Source organism: Lactobacillus sp. ESL0700 (genome assembly GCF_029392095.1).
Taxonomy (GTDB): Bacteria; Bacillota; Bacilli; order Lactobacillales; family Lactobacillaceae; genus Lactobacillus.
This window is the reverse complement of the sequence record NZ_CP113930.1, coordinates 1,551,638-1,573,752: the sequence shown is the minus strand read 5'-3', so window position 1 is coordinate 1,573,752 and position 22,115 is coordinate 1,551,638. Positions and strand designations below refer to the sequence as shown.

Below are 22,115 nucleotides of genomic sequence, written 5' to 3'. Positions count from 1 at the left end.
AGGAGAACAAGATGAATAAAGTTACTGTTATCGGCAGTATTAACCTTGATACCAACCTGCGTGTTGAGCGGATGGTTAAGCCGGGGGAAACAATCCATGCTAAGGAACACTATTCAGCAGCTGGTGGCAAGGGTGCTAACCAGGCAGTTGCAGCAGCACGGTCTGGCTGCACGACTAGCTTTATTGGTGCTGTTGGTAGTGATGCGCCAGGAACAGAAATGCTGAACTTGCTCAAGCAAGAGGGGATTGATGTTTCTGGAATTGCAACAATTAAGGACGAGTCAACGGGCCAAGCCTTTATTTCAGTTGATGACGAAGGGCAAAACTCGATTACGATATATGCTGGTGCCAATTACGCGTTTGACGCTGATGCAATTGCGCAAAAGAGTGCGCTGATTACGGATAGTGATTTTGTCATTGCCCAGTTTGAAACGCCGATTGCGGCAACAATTAAGGGCTTTGAAATTGCTCATGCTCACGGTGTTAAAACAATTTTAAATCCAGCACCAGCAATGGCTAAAATTCCGGCAGAATTACTTCAATTGACCGATATGATTGCACCAAATGAAACTGAAGCGGCAACGATTACTGGCGTTCAAGTTGTTGATGAGGCTAGTGCTCGGCAAGCTGCTAATAAATTACATGAGCTTGGTGTTGATGCGGTAATCATTACGATTGGTTCTAAAGGCGCCTTTTATGACTTTAACGGCCAGAGCGAGTTGGTTCCAGCCTTTAAAGTTAAGGCTGTTGATACAACCGCTGCCGGCGATACCTTTATCGGTGCCATGTCCAGCTTATTAAAACCGGATTTTTCTAACTTGCGTGAGGCGATTGTTTTCGCTAACAAGGCTTCATCATTAACGGTTCAACGTTATGGTGCCCAGCCATCAATTCCGTACAAGAAGGAAATTGACCAAGTTAAGTAATTCTAATAGTAGAAAGTAGTTTAAGATGAAAAAGACAAAAGTAATTAATTCAGATTTATCGCGAGTAATTGCGACAATGGGACATTTTGACAAGCTGGCAATTGGTGATGCCGGCACGCCAGTTCCTAAGGACACGGAAAAGATTGACTTGGCCGTGACTAATGGCATCCCTAGCTTTATGGATGTGCTCAACAATGTCCTTGAAGAATTGGGCATTCAACGGATTTTTTTAGCTAGTGAAATTAAAACCGAAAATCCAGAGATGCTGGCACAAATCAAGAAACGCTTGCCAGATACACCGATTGAATTTATTACGCATGAAGAATTAAAAGAAAGCTTGAAGGATTGTAAGGCTTTTGTCAGAACTGGTGAAATGACGCCATTTGCGAATATTTTACTCGAAAGTAACGTTGTTTTTTAAAGCTAGGAGAAAAAAGTGAATACAACCGCATTATTAGTTGGTCTTGGTCCACTCTTGGGCTGGGGATTATTTCCGACAATCGCGTCCAAAATAGGTGGTAAACCTGCCAACCAAATTTTAGGTACCACATTAGGCACCTTTATCTTTGGCTTGGTTTATGCACTTGTGGGCGGCTATGCTTTGCCTACTGGGACGGTACTGTTATTGTCAATTATTTCTGGAATTGGCTGGGCAAGTGCACAGATTGTTACCTTTATGTCCTTTGGTTTGGTCGGCTCGTCGCGGGCGATGCCAATTACAACGGCTTTCCAATTATTAGGTGCCTCGTTATGGGGTGTGATTGCCTTGGGCAATTGGCCAGGCATCCCTGCCAAGATAGTTGGAACAATTGCTCTAGCAGCGATTATTCTTGGCGCCTACATGACAGTCTGGTCAGAAAAGAAAACGGCGCAGAAAGCAAGCTTGCTTAAAAAGGCTACCATTTGGTTATTGTTTGGCGAGATTGGTTATTGGGCCTACTCGGCTGCACCACAGGCAGCCCATATTGATGGTCAACACGCCTTTTTGCCGCAAGCAATCGGAATGCTGCTGACGGGGATTGTGTATGGCATCTATGTTGCTATTAAACACAAAGAGGAGAATCCATTCACGGAGGTTGTTTCCTACAAGCAGATTTTTGCTGGTTTCTTCTTTGCCTTTGCTGCTTTAACCTACTTGATTTCAGCACAGCCGAATATGAACGGTCTAGCAACAGGCTTTGTCTTGTCACAGACTTCGGTTATTTTGGCGACCTTAACTGGCATCTGGTTCTTAGGTCAGAAAAAGACCAAAAAAGAGATGGCCGTGACGATCGCTGGGCTAATCATTATTTTGGTTGCTGCAGCCGTAACAGAATTTATCTAATTAAATAAACCAGAATAAATTCATATTTAATAAAATGAAAACCACAATTCCTAGAGAGTTGTGTTTTTTTGTGTTCTAACGCAACCACGCGTATTTTGGCAAGACTAAATAATTGACAAAAAGTAAGTACAAGGTTAGCATATAAGATACTTACAGATAATAAGTAAGAAAGGAATTAACACCATGCAAAAAGCACAAAACTGTCTCACTGAATGTTTACTTAAAATCAATGGCCACAGTCTGTTTTTGCAGTTAATTTCGCTTTAATGATAGTTAATAGTTGGAAGACTGCGAATTTAAATGTATTCGCAGTTTTTTGATAAAGACCTGTTAATTTGCGTAATTGACAGGTTTTTTTGTTAGGAAGTGGGGGTAAGAAATGAGCTGGCAGATTATAACGCAGAGTTTACCGATTTTTGGCAAAGCATTTGTGTTAACTCTTTGGCTGTCGCTAGTCGGAATTGTGGGCTCGATTATTGTCGGTATAATTAGCAGTTTGGTGCAATATTTTAAGGTGCCGGTGCTAGGCCAAATTATTACAGCTTATGTGGAATTGGCACGCAATACACCGCTATTAATCCAGTTGTTTTTCTTATATTATGCATTTCCCGTTTTGGGTTTAAAAATGTCGGCTGAAACGTGTGGCATTATTGGACTAATCTTTTTGGGCGGTGCTTATATGGCAGAGGGATTTACCGGTGGATTTACTGGTGTAAGTGTTAATCAGATTGATAACGGTAAGGCTCTGGGGATGAATAAGTTGCAGTTAGCACGCTATGTGGTTTTTCCCCAAGGGTTTGCCCTCAGCATGCCGGCATTGACCGCGAACATTATCTTTTTAATTAAAGAAACCTCAATCTTCTCGGTAATTGCTATTCCAGAATTGACCAACACGGCATTAGACCTGATTGGAATGTATTACCGCTCTAACGAATACTTGTTAGTGTTAGTTATTGCTTACGCAATTATTTTGATTCCGGTTATTTTACTGCTCAATTATTTGGAAAGGAGGGTTCGTTATGGCACATTCGGCAATTAATGTTTTTTTCGCTGGAGATAACTTTGCACGGCTAATGCAGGGGTTATGGACTTCTGTTTGGATTGCAGCAGTTAGCTTAGTGTTCGGGCTAATACTAGGCACGGTTTTTGGTGTTTTAAGAACATTACCTAATAAAATTGTGCGCTTTATTTTACGACTCTACCTTGAATTTTTCCGGATTGTACCAACAATTGTCTTACTGTATCTAGCCTACTATATTTTGCCGCGGCAGCTGCATATTAATTGGCCGGCTAGTTGGATGGCAGTATTGGCATTTGCCTTATGGGTCGCCGCAGAATTTAGTGATATTGTGCGCGGGGCAATCGAGTCCGTGCCATTAGCGCAGAAGAAGTCGGGTTTAGCACTGGGCTTAAGTCGAGTGCAACTGTTTCGTTATGTCTTGTTGCCGCAGGCATTCCGACTGGAACTGCCAGCAACCATTAACTTGGCAACGCGAGTAATTAAGACGACTTCGCTGTTGATGACAATCAGTATCATTGACGTGATTGCAGTTGGCCAACAAATTATCGAAGCCAACAACCAACAGTATCCCAATGGCGTCTTTTGGATTTATGGCTTGATTTTTATTTTATATTTTGTAATCGACTATCCATTATCAGCTTGGGCCAAGCGATTGGCTGCTAAAAAGTAGGTGAAACAAATGACGAAAGAAATTTTACGAGTTGAACATTTAAATAAATTTTATGGTGATTGGCAGGCTTTGCATGACATCAACTTTAAGTTGGAAGAAGGCGAAGTTCTGACCTTACTTGGGCCATCAGGCTCAGGTAAAAGTACCTTGCTGCGGTGTCTTAATGGCCTTGAGCAATTTAATGAAGGTGCGATTTACTTTAAAGGCCAAAAGATTACGCCGACTGACCAAGAGTGGCAGAATTTACGCCAAAAGATTGGCATGGTCTTTCAGAGTTATGATCTGTTCCCTAATTTAACCGTGATGGAAAACATTTTGCTGGCGCCAACCAAGGTGCAAAAGAGGCCAGCAGAAGCGGTCAAAGATGAAGCAATGCGGCTTTTAGAGCGTGTGGGGTTAATTAAGTACGTTGATGCTTACCCGCGTGAATTATCCGGCGGGCAAAAGCAGCGGATTGCAATCGTGCGGGCCTTGGCCATGCATCCAGAAATAATGCTCTTTGATGAGGTAACAGCTTCACTTGACCCGGAGATGGTGCGCGGCATTTTGCAAATCATGACTGATTTAGCTAAAAAGGATCACATGACCATGATTATCGTTACGCACGAGATGAACTTTGCGGCGCAAATTGCCGATCAGGTCCTGTTTTTAGAAGACGGTAAAATTATCGAAAATACGCCGGGCAAGCAGTTCTTTACCAAGCCGCAAACCGACCGAGCACAAGAATTTTTAACAAGTATGGATTTTTAAGGAGAAATAATGAATAAGAATAAGACAAGAAACACAATTATCGGTGTGGTAGTTGTAGTAATTATTGCAATTGCAGCCTTCTTTGGCATCAAGTCATCAAGTAATCATACTGCCAGCAGTAATGATAGCAGTGTAGTTGCCATTAAGAAGCGCGGCGTATTACGTGTAGCTGTCTTTGGCGACTTGCCACCTTATGGTTGGGTTAATGCAAAGGGTGAACGCGTTGGTTATGACGTGCGTCTGGCTCGGCAAATGGCAAAAGACATGGGCGTAAAGATTAAGTTTGTTCAAGTTAATGCAAATAACCGAGTAGACACACTAAATTCCAATAAAGCCGACTTGGTTTTGGCCAACTTTACAGTTACACCGGAACGTAAGCAGGTTGTTGATTATGCTAAGCCTTACATGAAGGTTTCTGTTGGGGTAATTTCACCTAAGAGCGCACCAATCACGAAGGCTAGCCAATTAACCGGCAAGAGTTTAATTGTCACTAAGGGGACCACTGCCGAAAATTACTTTACTAAAAAGAGCGGCATTAACTTATTAAAATTTGATTCGAAGACGCAACAATTTAATGCGATTAAGAATAAGCGGGCAGCAGCTTTAGCCGATGACAATTCTTACCTTTATGCTTGGGTTAAGAAGAACCCGAACTACACTGTGGGTATTAAGAATATCGGCCCGAATCAGTTTATTTCTCCAGCCGTTAAGAAGGGCAACAAGTCTTTATTAACTTGGACTAACAAGGAAATTACTAAGTTAAACGGACACAAATTCTTTGTGAATGATTATAATCAGGAATTAAAGCCATACTTTGGTAGTGAAGTTAAGCCAAGCGACATTGTTTTGAACTAGTTCAAGTTCAAAAAAGATTAATGCTTGAATTTTATCGCTAAAAATGTTAGAGTAGTTAACGTTAATCGATTAATCTATGGCTTGAAATAAGGTCATGGCAAAAGGAGTAATAAATATGAAACAAGGCATTCATCCAGATTACCAAGAAGTTGTCTTTATGGACTCAGCTACAGGTGCTAAGTTCGTTGCAGGTTCAACTTTGAAGCCAACGGAAACAATAGAATACGAAGGTAAAACTTACCCATTAATTCGCGTTGAAATCACTTCAGATTCTCACCCATTCTACACAGGCAAGCAAAAGTTTGCTCAAGCAGATGGCCGGATCGAAAAGTTCAACAAGAAGTATGGTATAAACAACAAGTAATACCTTTGATCTGGTGGAAGCAGTCCCATTGGGGCTGTTTTTTTATGTGAAGCTAAATTGTTATACCAAATCGAGATTAAGTGTAATAATTGCTGTATGGACTTTCTTTTTTAGGAGAAAAAATAGATGAAAATGCAACTGGCAGAAATTGCCAAAGCAATCAATTCAACTTGTGAAGGCGACGAGCAAACAATTATTACTTCGGTTGCCTTTGACTCAAGAAAAATAACAGATGGCGGCTTATTTGTTCCCTTAAAGGGCGAGCGCGATGGCCACGACTTCATTGATAGTGCAATTGCTAACGGAGCTTCGGCAACATTATGGCAAAAAGGTCACGCTAATAAGCCAACAACCATTGCTGTGTTAGAGGTCGATGATCCACTGCTTAGCATGCAGAAATTAGCGCAATATTACTTAAACAAGGTTAATCCTACCGTTGTTGGCATTACTGGCTCTAACGGTAAGACGACAACTAAGGATATGACCGCGGCTGTTCTTGCTAAACGGTTTAATGTGCACAAAACTGATGCTAATTTCAACAATGAAATTGGTGTGCCAATGACTATTTTGGAAATGAAGCCAAATACTGAAATTTTGGTTTTGGAAATGGGCATGGATCACGCTGGCCAATTGCATCATTTAAGTGAACTGACTCATCCCGATGTCAGTGTTATTACTATGATTGGTGAAGCCCATATTGAATTTTTAGGTTCACGCGAAGGTATCGCAGATGCCAAAATGGAAATTACTGACTTTTTGCGTGAGGACGGAGAATTCATCTATAACGGGGATGAACCGCTTTTACGTGAGCGCAGTGCTAAAATTAACCAAGCAAAAGTTACCTTTGGTTTTGCAAAAGATGATACAGTTTATGCGACAGGCTTTAGAAGTTATAAGCACCACGCTACGTTTACAATTAACAGTTCACAAAAGCAGTTTTCAATCCCGATGATTGGTAAGCACAATGTTTCTAATGCTATGTCAGCTCTTTGCGTTGGCCGGTACTTCGGCGAAAGTGATGAAGAAATTGCTACGGCATTAGCTAACTTTACTCCGACTGCTAACAGAATGGAGTGGGAAAAAGGCGACGTTGGTGAAGATATCATGAGCGATATTTACAACTCAAATCCGACCGCTGTTCGGGCAGTTTTAACCAGTTTTGGTCAAATTCAAGTTCCAGAAGGCAGTCGCCGCATCGCTGTCTTAGGTGACATGCTGGAATTAGGCAAGCGCTCAGATGCGCTGCATGCAGGGTTAGCCGATAGCCTTGATCCACAAGTGATTAACGAAGTATATTTATTTGGCGCTGAAATGAACAACTTAGCTACTGCTCTAGAAGGCAAGTACGCGCCAGAGAATTTACATTATTATAAAGAAGATCAGATGCCGCAGATGATTGCAGCACTGAAGAATGATATTAAGCCGCACGACATTGTTGTCTTAAAAGGTTCACACGGGATGCACCTTGAGAAAGTATTAGAGCGGCTTAGATAAGGAGAATTTAGTGAAATTTTCGGAATTAGGATTAAATGATGAGCTTCTAAAAGCGATTAAGCGTTCAGGCTTCGAGGAAGCAACTCCAATCCAGGAACAAACAATTCCACTTGCCTTAGCGGGCAAAGATGTGATTGGTCAAGCACAAACCGGTACTGGTAAGACAGCTGCCTTTGCTTTGCCAATTTTACAAAACTTAGAAAAGCAACATAAGACTATTCAGGCGTTAATTATTGAACCAACGCGTGAATTAGCAATTCAAACACAAGAAGAACTTTTCCGTTTGGGCCGCGATGAAAAAGCGCGCGTCCAAGTTGTTTACGGCGGGGCTGACATTGGCCGCCAAATTCGCTCACTTAAAAAGCAAGTGCCAGCAATCTTAGTTGGTACTCCTGGTCGTTTACTTGACCACTTGAAGCGTAAGACAATTGACTTAGAAGATGTCAACACGATCGTGCTTGATGAAGCCGATGAGATGCTCGACATGGGCTTTATCCAAGATATTGAAAGTATCTTGAGCTACGTTAAGAACCGCAAGCAAACTTTGCTGTTCAGTGCAACGATGCCGAAGCCAATTTTACACATCAGTGAAAAATTCATGAACAATCCTGAGATTGTTCGCATTAAGGCAAAAGAATTAACCGCTGACTTGATTGACCAATACTTTGTTCGGGCTAAAGATTCAGAAAAATTCGACATTATGTGTCGGTTAATTGATGTTGAAAGTCCCGACTTAGCAGTTATCTTTGTTCGGACCAAGCGTCGCGTTGATGAAGTTAATCGCGGGCTGCAAGCACGTGGCTATAATGCTGCTGGTATTCACGGAGACTTGTCACAAGCTCGCCGGATGAGCGTTCTAAAACGTTTCCGTGCAGGTAAGCTGGATATCTTAGTTGCAACTGATGTTGCTGCTCGTGGACTTGATATTTCAGGTGTAACCCACGTTTACAATTATGATATTCCTCAAGACCCAGATTCATACGTACACCGTATTGGCCGTACTGGTCGTGCTGGTCAAAATGGGATGTCTGTTACCTTTGTTACGCCAAACGAAATTGGCTACATGCGGACAATTGAGCAACTAACTAAGAAGAAGATGGAACCACTCCGTCCACCATCAGATGACCAAGCTTTCCGCGGTCAATTGAAGGTTGCCAAGTCTAAGATTGAAGACTTGATGAAGGAAGACTTGTCTAAGTACACCCAAGATGCTAATGAACTGCTAGAAAACTATTCAGCAGTTGATCTTGCTTCTGCCTTGCTCAAGAATTTATCTAAGGATTCTTCAAAGGTTGAGGTTAAGATTAGTTCCGAAAAGCCATTGCCTTACAAGGGCGGTGGTCGTCGTAATGGTGGTGGCCGCGGTCGTGGTCATTACGGTCATGGCTCAAGAGGTGGTCACGGCAGCCGCGGCGGTTATCGTGGTGGCGACCGCAACCATCGCGGCGGCGATCGGGATCATGGTCATGGCGGTTATCGCGGTGACCGTTCACGTCGCAATAGCGGTGGTCACAACTTTGTGATTAAGAATAAAAAAGATTAATGATTTATTTAAAAATGAGTTGTTCTGATGAACAGCTCATTTTTTGTATTATAATTTTGGAATGTGAGGTAGAGAAAATGATTGTTGGCGTAGGAATTGACGCAGTTGAAGTAGAACGAGTTGCTAAGATTGTTGCCAAGGGTGACAACTTTGCCAAACGGGCGTTAACACCCAAAGAATTTGCCCAATACCAAAAATTACAGGGCAAACGCAAGGTTGAATATCTTGGTGGCCGGTTTTCAATTAAAGAAGCTTTTTCTAAAGCAATGGGGACAGGCCTCGGTAAATCCCTTGGCTTGCAAGATGTGGAAACCTTATGGGATGATTTGGGTCACCCCGTAACGACTTCGCCTAAGTTCAGCGGCAAAATTTTCCCAAGTATTACCCATGACAATCACGAAATTATTACATTAATTGTGTTGGAGAAATAAAATGGTTCCAGGAATACATCGTCCGGCAGCAGTTCATGTCGACTTGGATGCAATTAGACAGAATGTTAGACAAGAATTAAAGCACTTAGAATTAGGGCAAAAATTGTTCGCGGTGGTTAAGGCCAATGCATACGGTCACGGCGCGGTTAAGGTTGCTCAAGTGGCGGCTGAAGAAGGTACCGCGGGTTTTTGTGTCGCGATTTTAGATGAGGCATTGGAGTTGCGGCAAGCCGGCATTACGCAGCCGATCTTAGTGTTAGGGGTAACTCCAGCTGAGTATGCGGTTCTAGCAGCAGCGAACGGTGTCTCATTGACGGTGCCAGATTTGGCATGGTTAAAGGCGGCAGCGGCAGAATTAGCAGCTACTGACTGGCAGTTAAAGATCCACTTGGCGATTGATTCTGGCATGGGGCGCATTGGTTTTAGCGAAGACCAAGAATTTGTGGCCGCGAATGACTTTTTGTTAGCTCATGAGCGCAGCTTTTATGTGGAAGGAATGTTTACTCACTTTGCATCGGCTGATAGCAGCGATGATTCCTACTTTAAGCAGCAAGTTGCCCGCTTTAACCACTTAAAAGATTTGCTTAAGGTTAAGCCGAAGTGGATTCACGTTGATAATACTGCAGCTAGCATTTTTGGTAAAAAAATCCATAGTGACCTGGTGCGCTTTGGGATCGGTCTCTATGGTTTAAATCCATCTTCGAATCCAGCTAGCAGTGATTTACCTGCTCAAATTAAACTGCAGCCAGCGCTGTCATTTGAAAGTGAGCTGGTACAAGTCCATCTAATTCACCGCGGTCAAGGAGTTGGCTACGGCTCAACTTATGTTGCCGACGGTGACCAAATAATTGGAACGGTTCCCGTGGGCTACGCTGACGGCTTCATTCGGAAGTTTCAGGGCTTTAAAATTAAGGTCGGGGATGAATATTGCCCGATTGTTGGCCGCGTTTGTATGGATCAGTTAATGGTACGTCTGCCGTATGAAATGCCTGCTGGCACTAAGGTAGTGCTGATTGATAAAAATCCGGCCGCACCTAATAATATTAAGGCAGCAGCTGATTATGTCGATACCATTCATTATGAAGTTGCCTGCTTATTAGACGATCGTTTACCACGAATTTATGATCACGAATAAATAAAAAAGATCAAGTTTTCTCTAGTAGAAATACTTGATCTTTTTAGTATCTAAGAAGTTTGTCTCAGCATTAGTTTTTTGAATTGCTGGTTATTCTTAATTGTCAATTTCTGCCATTAAGCTTGTATGACTTTTAGCATAGAAAAATGTTAAGACAAATGCGACAACAAAACTTATTAGTTCACATAGTAAGAAGTTCAGAATTGTTGGTGCATAGATTGATAGGAAGCCTAGTACCCCAGCCGAACCTAGTGAAACTGCAATCACATGTAAGAGTCCAGCCACAGCAGAAGCTACTCCAGAACCAACAAGTGCGCAGAAGAATGGGAACCGATATTTTAAATTAACACCAAATAGTGCTGGCTCGGTTATTCCCAACAATGCTGAAACTGTCGCTGATGACGATAAACCTTTCATTTTCTTGTTTTTGGTTAATAAAAAGATTGCGAAAGTCGCAGCTGCTTGTGCGGTATTAGCCATTGATGCTGTCACAAAAATAAAGTCGCCGCTGCCGGTGTGATGCTGAACAAATGCAGAAATAAGTTGTGTTTCAATTGCAGGAAAACTTTGGTGTAATCCTGTTAGAACAATTGGTGAATAAAATAGACCAAAAATTCCAGTTCCGATAAAGCCGAGTGTATTGTAGAGCCACGTTACACCCATTGTAATCAGATCAGATAGTTCTTTCATTACAGGACCAATAATAACAAAGGTTAAAAAGCCAGTAATCATAACTGAAAGTAAGGGCGTAAATGTGAAATCAACGGCATCAGGCAATTTTTTATGCAGCCATTTTTCTAGAAGTGATAAAATCCAAACGGCAGCTAAAACCGGGATAACTTGATAACTGTAATTGTTTTGTGCAACTTGCAAGCCGAAAATATTCCAAAAATGGCCTGGAACTAAATTAGGTGTTGTCATGATCATTCCCAGTGTTGCACCGAGGAATTGATTTGCACCAAATCGTTTAGCAGCAGAGATACCTACCAAAATTGGCAAGAAAATAAATGGGGCTGAAGACATGACCTGAATCATGTCAGAAATGCCTTTGATACTGGGGACAATTTCTATTAATGCTTTAGGACCAAATAAACCTTTGGAAGTTAGAAAATTATTCAAAGCCATTAATAGACCACCCGCTACTAAAGCAGGGATGATTGGAACAAAAATATCTGACAGTAATTTAATAAAAGCCATAATTGGGTTTTTACTCTTAGGGGTAGAAACCTTTTTTAGATCTTCAGTCGATGTTTCGGGTAAATTGGTTAGTTTAATTAGTTCATCATAGACATTGTTAACAGCCCCAGGACCAATAATAACCTGATATTGGCCGTTTGCGTTAAAAGTTCCTTTAATATCAGGATCTTCATCTAATAACGTTTGATTTATTTTACTGGTATCTTTAACAACTAAGCGTAATCTAGTTGCACAATGAGCAGCTGCAATTAAATTATTTTTTCCGACTGCGGTTAATACCGTTTTTGCTACACGTTGATAGTCCATTTTAAAACTCCTTCTTAATATTGCTTATGCAAACGGTTTCTGTAAGACTAATAATTATTATAAATATTTATCTCAATATGTCAAACGCTTATCATAAAATATTTTAATTTTGTAAATTATTGCATAAATTAGCAATTTATTTGATGAAAGCGATTGACAGAAATTGCTGATAGATTTAATCTAAAGGAAAGTTTTAATTAAAAAGGGTGAAATTATGGAATGGTCACGCAAGCAACGCTACGCTTCATATCAGAGCTACGATGAAAAATATATTTCAAAAATTCGTCAACAAACAAGGCAGTCTAAGTATTTGCCACATTATCATATTCATCCTTCTTCTGGATTGTTAAATGATCCCAATGGTTTTAGTTATTTTAATCAAAAGTGGCATCTCTTTTATCAATCATTTCCTTTTGGAGCGGTTCACGGAGTTAAGTCATGGAATCATTTGACGTCGACTGACTTGGTTAGCTGGGAAGATTTGGGGTTAAGTATTTTGCCTGATACTGATTATGATCGGCAAGGCGTTTTTTCGGGTTCTGCTATTGCACTGGATGATGAACTTTTTATTATGTATACGGGCAATACTCGCGATCAAGAATGGCAAAGGACTTCATATCAAATGGGGGCCTGGCTTAATAAAGATAATAAACTTACTAAGATTGCCCACCCCTTGATTACTCAGCCCGATTTTACAACCAGCAATATCCGCGATCCGCAAATAATTAAGTATCAGAATGAGTTTTATTGCTTTTTGGGTGCGCAGGATCGTAAAACAAGCATGGGACGGATTTTGGTTTATCATTCAAAAAATTTGGATAATTGGACTTCGTTAGGCTATGTTAAATTTCCATCTGAAATACCATGCGAAATGATCGAATGCCCCAATTTGCTCTTTATTGATGGGCACCCAGTTTTTATATTTTGCCCACAAAAATTGGATAAAACAGTTCTGGATTATGATAATATTTATCCCAATATTTATTGGCTAGGTGAAAGTTTTGACTTTAAAAGTTTAAAGTTCACGAGCAAGCAACTACCGCAAAATTTAGATGAAGGCTTCGACCTCTACGCAAGCCAGGGGATTAACTATCAAAATCAGGCTTATGCAGTTAGTTGGATTGGATTACCGGATATCAGTTATCCGACCGACTCTGAAAATTGGGCTAATTGTTTGAGTTTGGTAAAAGAACTGCATGTCCAAGATAATAAATTAGTCCAAATGCCGGTTCATGCGATTAAAAAGTATCGTCAGCAGCCACAAAAGCTTTTTACAAATACTGAAATAATTAGTACAGGACAATTCGAATTAGCACTAAAAATTCCTGCTCAAACCCAAAACTGTTTAAACTTAGGCACAAATGATGAAAAAGTTATGCTCTATTTTGATACTCAAAAGGGCGAGCTGGTATTAGATCGCTCAATGGCTGGCGGAAGTTTTGCACAAGAGTATGGTACTAAACGTTCGCTAAAAGTTTTACCAAATCATGAGCTAACCTTAGACATTTTTGTAGATCATTCGGTAATTGAAATTTTTGTTAATAATGGGTTAGCCACAATGACTGGGCGCTTTTTCCTTAATGAAAAAAATATCAAGGTTTGGTTCACTAATAATACTGATTTAGAGTATACTGGCATATATTGGAATATAAAGATGAGGTAAATATATGCGTCCCAAACTAAGTGATGTTGCGAAAAAAGCTGGTGTTTCGGTAACGACAGTGTCACGCGTTATTAATAACTACGGTTATTTGAGTAAAGAAACCAAAGCCAAGGTTAAGCTTGCAATGCAAGAACTAAACTATCAGCCCAATTCAGTGGCACGTTCTTTGCAAGGAAAGCAAACATATCTCGTAGGCATAATTTTCCCGAATATTAGTAATCCGTTTTTTGGCGAACTAGTCGAAAGGCTTGAATGTTTATTATTTGCTAAAGGCTATAAAACAATTTTATGTAATTCTGCTAATGACCCACAAAAGGAACATACTTATTTGCAAATGTTGATGGCCAATCAGGTTGATGGTATCATTTCGGGGGCACATAATTTAGGTATTAAAGAGTATCAGCAAACAAATTTACCAATGGTAAGTTTTGATCGTAATTTATCAGCTGATATTCCGATTGTTTCCGCAGATAATTATCGTGGGGCACAAATGGCAACCGCTGAATTATATCGCTGTGGTTGTCGGCAAATTTATTATCTGGGAAATGCAAATATCGAGGGTAATCCAACTGATCAGCGTCTACGGGGCTATCGCGATTATATGAAAGCTAAGGATTTAGAGGCTAAAGTCTGCTCATTGAATTATGGTGATACTAAGTTAATTAAAATGATGCTTATTAAAAAGTTGCTGGAGCAAGATAAAGTTGACGGCATTGTTTGTTCAGATGATTTGACGGCAATTTTGGTTTGCCTGGTGGCCAAGGAATTGAAAATTAAAGTCCCGCAAGATTTAATGGTCATAGGCTTTGATGGTACGCAGCTAATTAGGGATTATTTCCCACAACTGACCACTATTAAGCAGCCGTTAAATGATATTGCTTCGCTTTTGATAAAGCTATTGCTCCAAAGAATAAAGCATCCTGATCAGAAATTTAAAAATACAATCTATACTTTACCTGTAGAACTATGTATGGGCAAAACGGTCGATCCCAATCAGGCATGATGCTTGGTAAAGATGGTAGACCTTACAATAATTTTTAACTAAAAAGCCGCTGCTAAGTTATCTTTAGCAGCGGTTTTATTAGGTTAGTGAATTTTACTCATTGTCTTCTGCAGCATCATTGATATAAACACCGGGATTTTCATCACTCATGATGGTCATACCTGCTTGCAGGTCTTCGATTTCGGTTACGACATAGCCCTTGTGCTCCAATTTGCCCACAATGGTTTTTAGGACTTCAAGAGTAACCCCTGAAGGTAAGGTGAACAGAATTCGGCGCACAAAGGTGCCATCTGACTCAGCAGCAGTTGCATCTAAGCTCATAACACCGGCAATGTTGGAATATTTAGTAATGACTTTAGTCATTTTAGCTAAATTACCACGGTCGTTATCGGTCAATACTGTGAATACGTAAGAACCGGTTTTCACATTCCAGGCGTTGGACAACATATCTAATAAGCGCGAGTGCGTTAAAATACCGTAAAACTTACCGCCTTCATCTAAAACTGTAATATAAGGTAAGTCCTTAATTGTGAAGAAAACTTTAAAAAATGGTGAGTTTACTTTAATTGTTTTAGTAGCATTTTTAAGTAAGTCAGTAACCGGTAAAGTCATGTCCTTACCTTGGGACTTGTGCCGGTAAATGTGCATTTTATAGATATTACCGCGGAAAATAGTGCCAGTATCGTCAAGAATTGGCACACACCGAAAGCCGGAATCTTCCAAAATTTTAAGTGCCTCTTCAAGTGTAGCGTGTTCGTTAACCGTTGTTAGGTAATCTTTTTTAATAACTAAAGATTTGATAAGCATGAGATTGCCTCCGTTTGTATAAATAATCCCCGTAATTATAACATAGATGGTTTTACGATTAAATAAACATTAAAACAAATTGCTAACTTGCTAAATTTAAGTAAAAATCAGCCAGCAGATTGTAGCTGCTGGTCCAAATAAACGGCGCGAATGTGCTATCATTAATACGACTAAATACAAGGGGAAATTTAATGAAAATTATTGCAGGTCTGGGTAATCCAGGTAAAAAATATGACGGCACAAAACATAATACGGGCTTTATGGCCTTAGACCATTATCTAGAAGAAAATGGGCTGACACTTGAACGTGATAAGTTTGAAGGTAAATTTACCAAGCAAAAAATCAAGGGCATAGATGTTATCCTGCTTGAGCCGCAAACATACATGAATGACTCCGGTCGTTCAGTTGCGCAAGTCGCACACTTCTTTAAGGTAGAACCGCAAGATATTTTGATTATTCATGATGACATGGATATGGCTTTGGGCAAGATTCGCGTTCGAGCCAACGGCAAGTCTGGCGGCCACAACGGAATTAGAAGCATTATTCGTGATTTAGGCACGAGCAATTTTAACCGGTTAAAGATTGGTATTCGCCATCCCGCAGAAGTCACAGAAGCAAGTGTAATTTCTTGGGTGTTGTCCCCGTTTAATAAGGAGCAGCAGGAGTTAATGGCAGCCGCTTTTGCCAAAAGCAGTCAGATTATTGATGACTTCATTGCGGGCGAAAGCAGCCAATATTTGATGAATAAATATAACTAAAATGCGTTTAACAAATTTACTTGAGCAAGATCAAGGGCTAACAGATTTTATTAAAAAAGTTACCCAAGTTAAGAATTCTCTGATCACTGGCGCCACCGCCGGTGCTTTTAGTCTGCTCTTAAAACAGATTGTCCACCAATTAAAGCAGCCGCTTTTGTTAATTGAGGAGAATGAGAGCAAGGCACAAAAGTTGGCCAGTGAATTAAGTGCGATTATGCCTAGCGGTATGGTGCAAAGCTTTCCGGTGGATGCGACCATTGCCACGCAAACCGCGGTAAGCTCGCCGGACGAACTTAGCCAGCGGATCCAGGCACTTAACTTTTTGTTAAGCGAGCAAGCGGGAATTGTGGTAACAACACCGCAAGGGTTGCAGTATAAGTTATCGGCTCCAGATGCATTCAAAAAGGCGCGGCGTGAATTTGCGCCGGGCAAAGAATTCGATTTGGCTGCCTTAACCAGTTGGCTCGTGCAGACCGGTTATCGCCGTGAAAATTTGGTTGCTCGTCCAGGTGAATTTGCTTTACGTGGGGATATTTTAGATATTTATCCCCTGGACCGAGAAAATCCAATTAGAATGGAATTTTTCGGCGATGAAATTGATACGATTAAGGAGTTTGACCTAGCTAGTCAGCGTAGTCAAACAACTTTGGATCAAGTTACCGTTGCGGCGGCGCAGGATCGAGTCTTTACGGCGGATGACTTTGCTCGGGCAGAGAAAGCCATTACTAAGGCGATGGCTGATGCGCCGGCACCAGAAAAAGCGGTTAAGGATCACTTCACGCAGACGTTTGATGAGCTTAAGGACGGCACATTGCCGCAAAATTATGCTTTTTTAGTTGATTTTTTAATTAAGGAACCGAGTACGCTAACCGAGTATTTGGCACAAAATGGCGTAATTTTACTGGATGATTGGCCGCTAATTGATCAAGCAGTTAAAACGGTTGATGAGCAGAATGCCGGCTTTATTGATGATGAATTAAAGACCGGGGCAATCTTGCCGGGGCAGGAATTACGCGCTAATTTTAATCAGAATTGGGCTAAGGATCAGCACGCGCATATTTACTTTTCGCTTTTTCAACGGAGTATGGGCCGCATTCGCTTGGGGCAACTGTTTGACTGGCAAACCCGTGAGCCGCAGCAATTTTTTAGTCAAATGCCACTGATTAAGACCGAAATTGAATCTTACCAAAAAACGCGGCAGACGGTTGTCTTGCAGGCGGACAACGACAAGCGGGCACGCCAGATTAGTCAAACAATGGCAGAGTTTGGCCTTGATGTGCCCGTAGTTAGCGCTGAAGCAATTAGTGAACACCAAACGCAGATTATTGTTGGCGGCTTTAACAGCGGTTTTACACTGCCCAGAATTAATTTGGTCTACTTGACCGAGCACGAATTATTTAACAAGACGACGCACCATAAGCGCCGGATTAAAACCTTGGAAAATGCGCAGCGGTTGCGTAATTATACCGAGCTTAAACCAGGCGACTATGTTGTTCACGTTAATCACGGAATCGGCCGTTTTGAAGGCATTAAAACGCTGGAAAATCAGGGCGTAAAGCGTGACTACATCACAATTACCTACCAGCACGGCGACCAATTATTTGTACCTGCCGACCAACTGAGTTTGGTGCAAAAGTATGTTGCCTCAGAAGGTAAACACCCACACATTAACAAGCTTGGTGGTAGTGAATGGGCTAAAACCAAGCGTAAGGTACAGTCGAAGGTTGAAGATATTGCCGATGATTTAATTGCGCTGTATGCCAAACGTGAATCTGAAAAGGGCTTTGCCTTTTCACCGGATGATGAGCTGCAGCGGCAATTTGAAGATTCTTTCCCGTATGTCGAAACGCCGGACCAGTTGCGTTCAATTAAGGAAATTAAGCACGACATGGAGCAGGATAAGCCGATGGACAGGCTGCTTGTGGGGGATGTTGGTTTTGGTAAGACAGAAGTAGCCTTGCGGGCGGCTTTTAAGGCTATCCAAGATAATAAACAAGTGGCGTTTTTGGTCCCGACAACGATTTTGGCCCAGCAGCATTATGAAACAATTCAAGATCGGTTTAAAGATTTTCCGGTTAATTTTGCGATGCTGTCTCGCTTTCAGACCGCAGCAGAAGCTAAAAAGATTATTGCTGGTTTAAAAGACGGCCAGATTGACCTAGTGGTTGGGACGCACCGGATTTTATCCAAGGATGTTAAATTTAAAAATCTGGGGCTGTTAATCGTTGACGAAGAACAGCGCTTCGGCGTTAAGCATAAGGAAAAGTTAAAGGAACTCAAGGCTAACATTGATGTTTTAACCTTGACGGCAACGCCTATTCCGCGAACGCTGCACATGTCAATGGTCGGTGTGCGTGACTTGTCGGTAATGGAAACACCGCCGTCAAACCGCTATCCGATTCAAACTTACGTCATGGAACAAATTCCGAGCGTGATTAAAGATGCGTGTTTGCGCGAAATGCAGCGCGGCGGGCAGGTCTTTTACCTGCATAACCGCATTGGCGATATCGACGATGTTGTTAATCAATTGGAAAATTTGATTCCACAGGCGCGGATTGCTAGTGTTCACGGGCGGATGAGTCAAAATCAAATGGAAGATATTCTTTACCGCTTTTTGAATCGCGAATTCGATATTTTGGTCACCACAACCATCATTGAAACTGGGATTGATATGCCTAACGTGAATACGATGATTGTGGAAGACGCCGATCATTACGGCCTAAGTCAGCTTTATCAGTTGCGTGGTCGCATTGGTCGTAGTGCCAGACTGGCTTACGCCTACTTTTTGTATCAGCCTAATAAGGTCTTAACGGAAATTGGTGAAAAGCGACTTGATGCAATTCGTGATTTTACGGAATTGGGTTCCGGCTTTAAGATTGCAATGCGTGATTTGTCAATTCGTGGTGCTGGTAACATGCTTGGCGCGCAGCAACACGGCTTTATCGACAGCGTCGGGTACGATTTGTACTCGCAAATGCTGGCTGATGCGGTGCGCGAGCGTAAGGGTAAAAAGCGGATTAAAAAGACTAACGCAGAAATTGATTTGGGCCTTGAGGCCTATATTCCCGACACTTATATCGGCGATCAAGAAGAGAAGATTGAGTCGTATAAGAAAATTAAGGCAGCTGATGCGGATGAACTCGACCAAATTCAGGATGAATTAATTGACCGCTTCGGTGATTATCCGGAGCCGGTTGAAAATCTGCTGGCAATGGCTAATTTGAAGATTGAGACTGATTTGGCTCAGGTTTTAAATATTGTTAAAACAGCTAATCGGGTTAAAGTTGAGTTTTCCTCCGACGCTAGTCGTGAACTAGAAGGACCAAATATTTTTAAAGCCTTGGAACACGTTAACTTAAAGGCTAAAATAAGTCTATCGCCACAAAAGCGGCTGGTAGTTCTATTAGAATTGCCAGATAACGAAAACAGTCGCATGCTGACGAATGAATTGATGACGTTTATGACTGCAGCAAGTGATATTATTCAAAGATAGAGGTTAAAAATGCGAATTGATAAATTTTTAAAAGTTTCGCGGTTGGTTAAGAGACGGCCAATTGCCAAAGAAATGGCGGATCAAGGACGAATTAAGGTTAATGACCGAGTTGTGAAGTCCAGCTATGATGTGAAAATCGGGGACGTTATTGAGGTCGGCTACGGCTCACGGCAAGTTAAGGCCAAGGTCTGTGCTATCCGCGAAACTACCAAAAAGGCAGAAGCAAGCGAGCTGTATGAGCTAATTGATTAATCGCTTTCGATATTAATGACTTTTATAGGTGGCCTTGTTATAATTAAAATAGTATTGTTTTAATAATAGGGGATCAAAAATGAAAGGACCACGTATTTATAATTCGCTTAGTCCAGAAGAGCGAATGGCGCGTTTAAAGCGTAAACAGGAAAAAAGAGAACGAGAAGTGCACCGAGTACGGCGTAACCGGATAATTGCGGTTTTTGCGATTATCTTCGTCTTTTTGGGTGTGCAGATTGCAATTACGCACGCGCAGACTAGCCGGATTAATAGTCAGGTGCAGGCTTCCAAAAAGTCGCTTAGTACGATTAGTAAGGAAAAGCAAGCTCTGTCTGCAAAACGTGATGACCTCAAGGATCCGGATTACGTAGCCAAACTGGTGCGGTTCAAGTTTTTATATTCCAAACCTAATGAAACAATCTACAATATTCCAGAAGAAAAAGATAATAATTAATGAAATATCAAGTAGGACAGCGGATAACTGGTGTAGTTAATAATATAACTGATCTAGGCATTTTTGTGACATTGCCTAAACGACATTCCGGGTTAATTCACCACAGTGATTTTGGCAATAATTGGGACCGTGAGCGGCATAATTACCGCGTGGGTCAGAGCGTTCGCGTGGTGATTATTCACAATTTTAAAGGGAAAATCGGTTTATCGAAGATGCGGGTTAATGATCCGACAATTGTTGATCATACTAACCAGTTTTCTTCTGTTAAAAAGGGCGATTTTTTAAATGTACTGACTAAGACAGTCACGGATGCGGAAGCTGAAATTAAGAAATTGCACCAAGAACTAGTAAATTATGGCGACTGAGATTGCAGACTTTTTTAAGCAAAATAACTTGCCGTTAGCTGGCAAGACATTGGTGGTAGCTACGAGCGGCGGGCCGGACTCAATGGCGCTACTTGCAATGGTTAACGCCATGCAGGCCAAATATCAGCTGAAAATAATTGCGGCTCACTTGGATCACCAATTGCGGCCTGATTCTGAAATGGAAGCTGCAGTGATTGAGCAGTATTGTCGCGGCCGGCAGATTAAAGTAATTACTACTGTTTGGCCGATGCAATTGCACCCGCAAAAAGGAGTAGAGGCAGCTGCGCGCGATTACCGTTATTCTTTCTTGTTAAAAGTGATGCGGCAAGAGCGCGGCGATTATCTGTTAACGGCCCATCATTGTGATGACTTGCTGGAGAATATTCTGCTAAAGTTTATTCGCTCGGGTAATCCTAGCGAAATGAATAGTTTAAAGGCGGTCAGTCAGCGGCGAGGAATTAAATTATTGCGGCCGTTGTTGACCTCTAATAAGGAAGAGCTGCTTTTATATGATCGCGAGCGCCAGGTGCCTTTTGTTCAGGACTCAACGAATGCGGAAGATGATGTCTTGCGCAATCGCCTGCGACATCATGTTGTGCCACTGTTAAAACAGGAGAACCCATTAATTGGTCACAATGCTTTGCGTTATAGTGAGCAAATGAGTGTCTTAACTACCCTTGCGAAAAGGGCGTTTACGGCAGTTGCACCGCCTGAACAAATACTGGGGTTTGCTTACCGCCAAAATCAGGCTGAACTTGCCGCATTTTCTGACCAGGAGCAGCTTGTTTATTGGCAGAATTTTATTTGGCAGATGTGGCATGTTCGGGTCAACGAAAATTTGGCGGGCTTTGAATTAATTAATTATCAAAAATATTGGTACATCATGCCGGTTAAGTTGCCACCACACCCGCAGGCAGCGGCAGTTAAATTGGATGTCGAATTTAACTGGGGGTCGCGTCATTTAATGGTTAGCCAAACTTACCAGGTAGCCGGTCAATTAGTGGGGCAGTTTAAGGCGCAGCTAGACACGCAGCTACTAGCTTATTCTTTGCCCCAAGGCGCAAAACTACTTTTGAAAAATGGTCACCATGTCAAAAGCAAGAAAAAGTTTGCTCAAAATGGCATCCCAGCAATATTGCGACCCTACTGCTTAACTTTAGTTGCCAATAAGCAGGTGTTGTTTGTCGAAAATGCATACAGTAATCAAGAAACTGGTTTTAACGCAGACCAATATTATGTTTATAACATTAAATGATAAGATCCTTTAAAATATTAGAGCATTAGTGAAATTTGTGTTAAACTTT

21 protein-coding genes and 1 pseudogene are annotated in these 22,115 nt (G+C 41.4%); 20 read left to right on the top strand and 2 right to left on the bottom strand.

All coding sequences use genetic code 11. The features are described from left to right. Window positions 1-11 precede the first annotated feature (11 nt). The 12 genes from rbsK (at window position 12) to alr (ending at window position 10,513) form a co-directional block, all read left to right on the top strand. Window positions 12-926: a ribokinase gene (gene rbsK, locus OZX63_RS07550; RefSeq protein ID WP_277142845.1), complete on the top strand. Its 915-nt coding sequence runs from the start codon at window positions 12-14 to the stop codon at window positions 924-926. Between the two features lie 25 nt (window positions 927-951). Beyond that, entirely contained in the window at window positions 952-1,347 is a 396-nt protein-coding gene (rbsD, locus tag OZX63_RS07545) for a D-ribose pyranase (protein WP_277142843.1), read from the top strand. 15 nt (window positions 1,348-1,362) lie between these two features. Further along, a complete protein-coding gene (locus tag OZX63_RS07540) occupies window positions 1,363-2,250 on the top strand; it encodes a GRP family sugar transporter (protein WP_277142841.1) in 888 nt (295 codons plus the stop codon). 379 nt (window positions 2,251-2,629) lie between these two features. Next, a complete protein-coding gene (locus tag OZX63_RS07535; RefSeq protein WP_277142839.1) occupies window positions 2,630-3,289 on the top strand; it encodes an amino acid ABC transporter permease in 660 nt (219 codons plus the stop codon). Then, entirely contained in the window at window positions 3,270-3,941 is a 672-nt protein-coding gene (locus OZX63_RS07530) for an amino acid ABC transporter permease (protein WP_277142837.1), read from the top strand. The genes OZX63_RS07535 and OZX63_RS07530 overlap by 20 nt, the downstream gene beginning before the upstream one ends. Before the next feature lie 9 nt (window positions 3,942-3,950). Further along, window positions 3,951-4,691, top strand: a complete 741-nt coding sequence (locus OZX63_RS07525; protein ID WP_277142835.1) for an amino acid ABC transporter ATP-binding protein — start codon at window positions 3,951-3,953, stop codon at window positions 4,689-4,691. Between the two features lie 9 nt (window positions 4,692-4,700). Continuing rightward, window positions 4,701-5,546, top strand: a complete 846-nt coding sequence (locus tag OZX63_RS07520; RefSeq protein ID WP_277142833.1) for a transporter substrate-binding domain-containing protein — start codon at window positions 4,701-4,703, stop codon at window positions 5,544-5,546. Between the two features lie 115 nt (window positions 5,547-5,661). Then, on the top strand, window positions 5,662-5,910 hold the full coding sequence (locus OZX63_RS07515; RefSeq protein ID WP_277142830.1) for a type B 50S ribosomal protein L31: 249 nt from the start codon (window positions 5,662-5,664) through the stop codon (window positions 5,908-5,910). Window positions 5,911-6,036: 126 nt separating this feature from the next. Beyond that, window positions 6,037-7,404: a UDP-N-acetylmuramoyl-tripeptide--D-alanyl-D-alanine ligase gene (gene murF / locus OZX63_RS07510; RefSeq protein WP_277142828.1), complete on the top strand. Its 1,368-nt coding sequence runs from the start codon at window positions 6,037-6,039 to the stop codon at window positions 7,402-7,404. 10 nt (window positions 7,405-7,414) lie between these two features. Then, window positions 7,415-8,947: a DEAD/DEAH box helicase gene (locus OZX63_RS07505; protein WP_277142826.1), complete on the top strand. Its 1,533-nt coding sequence runs from the start codon at window positions 7,415-7,417 to the stop codon at window positions 8,945-8,947. A 77-nt stretch (window positions 8,948-9,024) separates the two neighbouring features. Next, window positions 9,025-9,378, top strand: coding sequence for a holo-ACP synthase (gene acpS / locus OZX63_RS07500; protein WP_277142824.1), 354 nt, complete (start codon window positions 9,025-9,027; stop codon window positions 9,376-9,378). A 1-nt stretch (window position 9,379) separates the two neighbouring features. Continuing rightward, entirely contained in the window at window positions 9,380-10,513 is a 1,134-nt protein-coding gene (gene alr, locus OZX63_RS07495) for an alanine racemase (protein WP_277142822.1), read from the top strand. Window positions 10,514-10,642: 129 nt separating this feature from the next. Here alr and OZX63_RS07490 read toward each other — a convergent pair. Continuing rightward, window positions 10,643-12,016 (bottom strand): annotated as a pseudogene (locus OZX63_RS07490) (sucrose-specific PTS transporter subunit IIBC); the annotation flags it as partial. Window positions 12,017-12,230: 214 nt separating this feature from the next. On the opposite strand from OZX63_RS07490, the gene OZX63_RS07485 reads away from it, so the two are divergent. Together OZX63_RS07485 and OZX63_RS07480 are read left to right on the top strand one after the other, a co-directional pair. Continuing rightward, window positions 12,231-13,679, top strand: a complete 1,449-nt coding sequence (locus tag OZX63_RS07485) for a sucrose-6-phosphate hydrolase (protein WP_277142820.1) — start codon at window positions 12,231-12,233, stop codon at window positions 13,677-13,679. A 4-nt stretch (window positions 13,680-13,683) separates the two neighbouring features. Beyond that, window positions 13,684-14,682 (top strand): LacI family DNA-binding transcriptional regulator, encoded by a 999-nt coding sequence (locus OZX63_RS07480; RefSeq protein ID WP_277142819.1) that lies wholly within the window; start codon window positions 13,684-13,686, stop codon window positions 14,680-14,682. A 93-nt stretch (window positions 14,683-14,775) separates the two neighbouring features. Here OZX63_RS07480 and cbpA read toward each other — a convergent pair whose 3' ends face one another. Next, entirely contained in the window at window positions 14,776-15,489 is a 714-nt protein-coding gene (cbpA, locus tag OZX63_RS07475) for a cyclic di-AMP binding protein CbpA (protein ID WP_277142817.1), read from the bottom strand. A 191-nt stretch (window positions 15,490-15,680) separates the two neighbouring features. Here cbpA and pth point away from each other — a divergent pair, with 191 nt between their 5' ends. From pth to tilS, 6 genes are all read left to right on the top strand, one after another. Further along, window positions 15,681-16,247, top strand: a complete 567-nt coding sequence (gene pth / locus OZX63_RS07470; RefSeq protein ID WP_277142815.1) for an aminoacyl-tRNA hydrolase — start codon at window positions 15,681-15,683, stop codon at window positions 16,245-16,247. 1 nt (window position 16,248) lies between these two features. After that, on the top strand, window positions 16,249-19,740 hold the full coding sequence (gene mfd / locus OZX63_RS07465) for a transcription-repair coupling factor (protein WP_277142813.1): 3,492 nt from the start codon (window positions 16,249-16,251) through the stop codon (window positions 19,738-19,740). A gap of 9 nt (window positions 19,741-19,749) precedes the next feature. Next, window positions 19,750-19,992 carry an RNA-binding S4 domain-containing protein gene (locus tag OZX63_RS07460; RefSeq protein ID WP_277131886.1) on the top strand — a complete coding sequence of 81 codons (243 nt, stop codon included), beginning with the start codon at window positions 19,750-19,752 and terminating at the stop codon, window positions 19,990-19,992. Between the two features lie 79 nt (window positions 19,993-20,071). After that, complete coding sequence (locus OZX63_RS07455) at window positions 20,072-20,446, top strand: septum formation initiator family protein (protein WP_277142811.1); 375 nt, start codon at window positions 20,072-20,074, stop codon at window positions 20,444-20,446. After that, window positions 20,446-20,811, top strand: a complete 366-nt coding sequence (locus tag OZX63_RS07450) for a S1 RNA-binding domain-containing protein (RefSeq protein WP_277142808.1) — start codon at window positions 20,446-20,448, stop codon at window positions 20,809-20,811. The genes OZX63_RS07455 and OZX63_RS07450 overlap by 1 nt, the downstream gene beginning before the upstream one ends. Then, window positions 20,801-22,066, top strand: coding sequence for a tRNA lysidine(34) synthetase TilS (tilS, locus tag OZX63_RS07445; protein ID WP_277142806.1), 1,266 nt, complete (start codon window positions 20,801-20,803; stop codon window positions 22,064-22,066). The genes OZX63_RS07450 and tilS overlap by 11 nt, the downstream gene beginning before the upstream one ends. The last annotated feature ends 49 nt before the right edge of the window (window positions 22,067-22,115 follow it).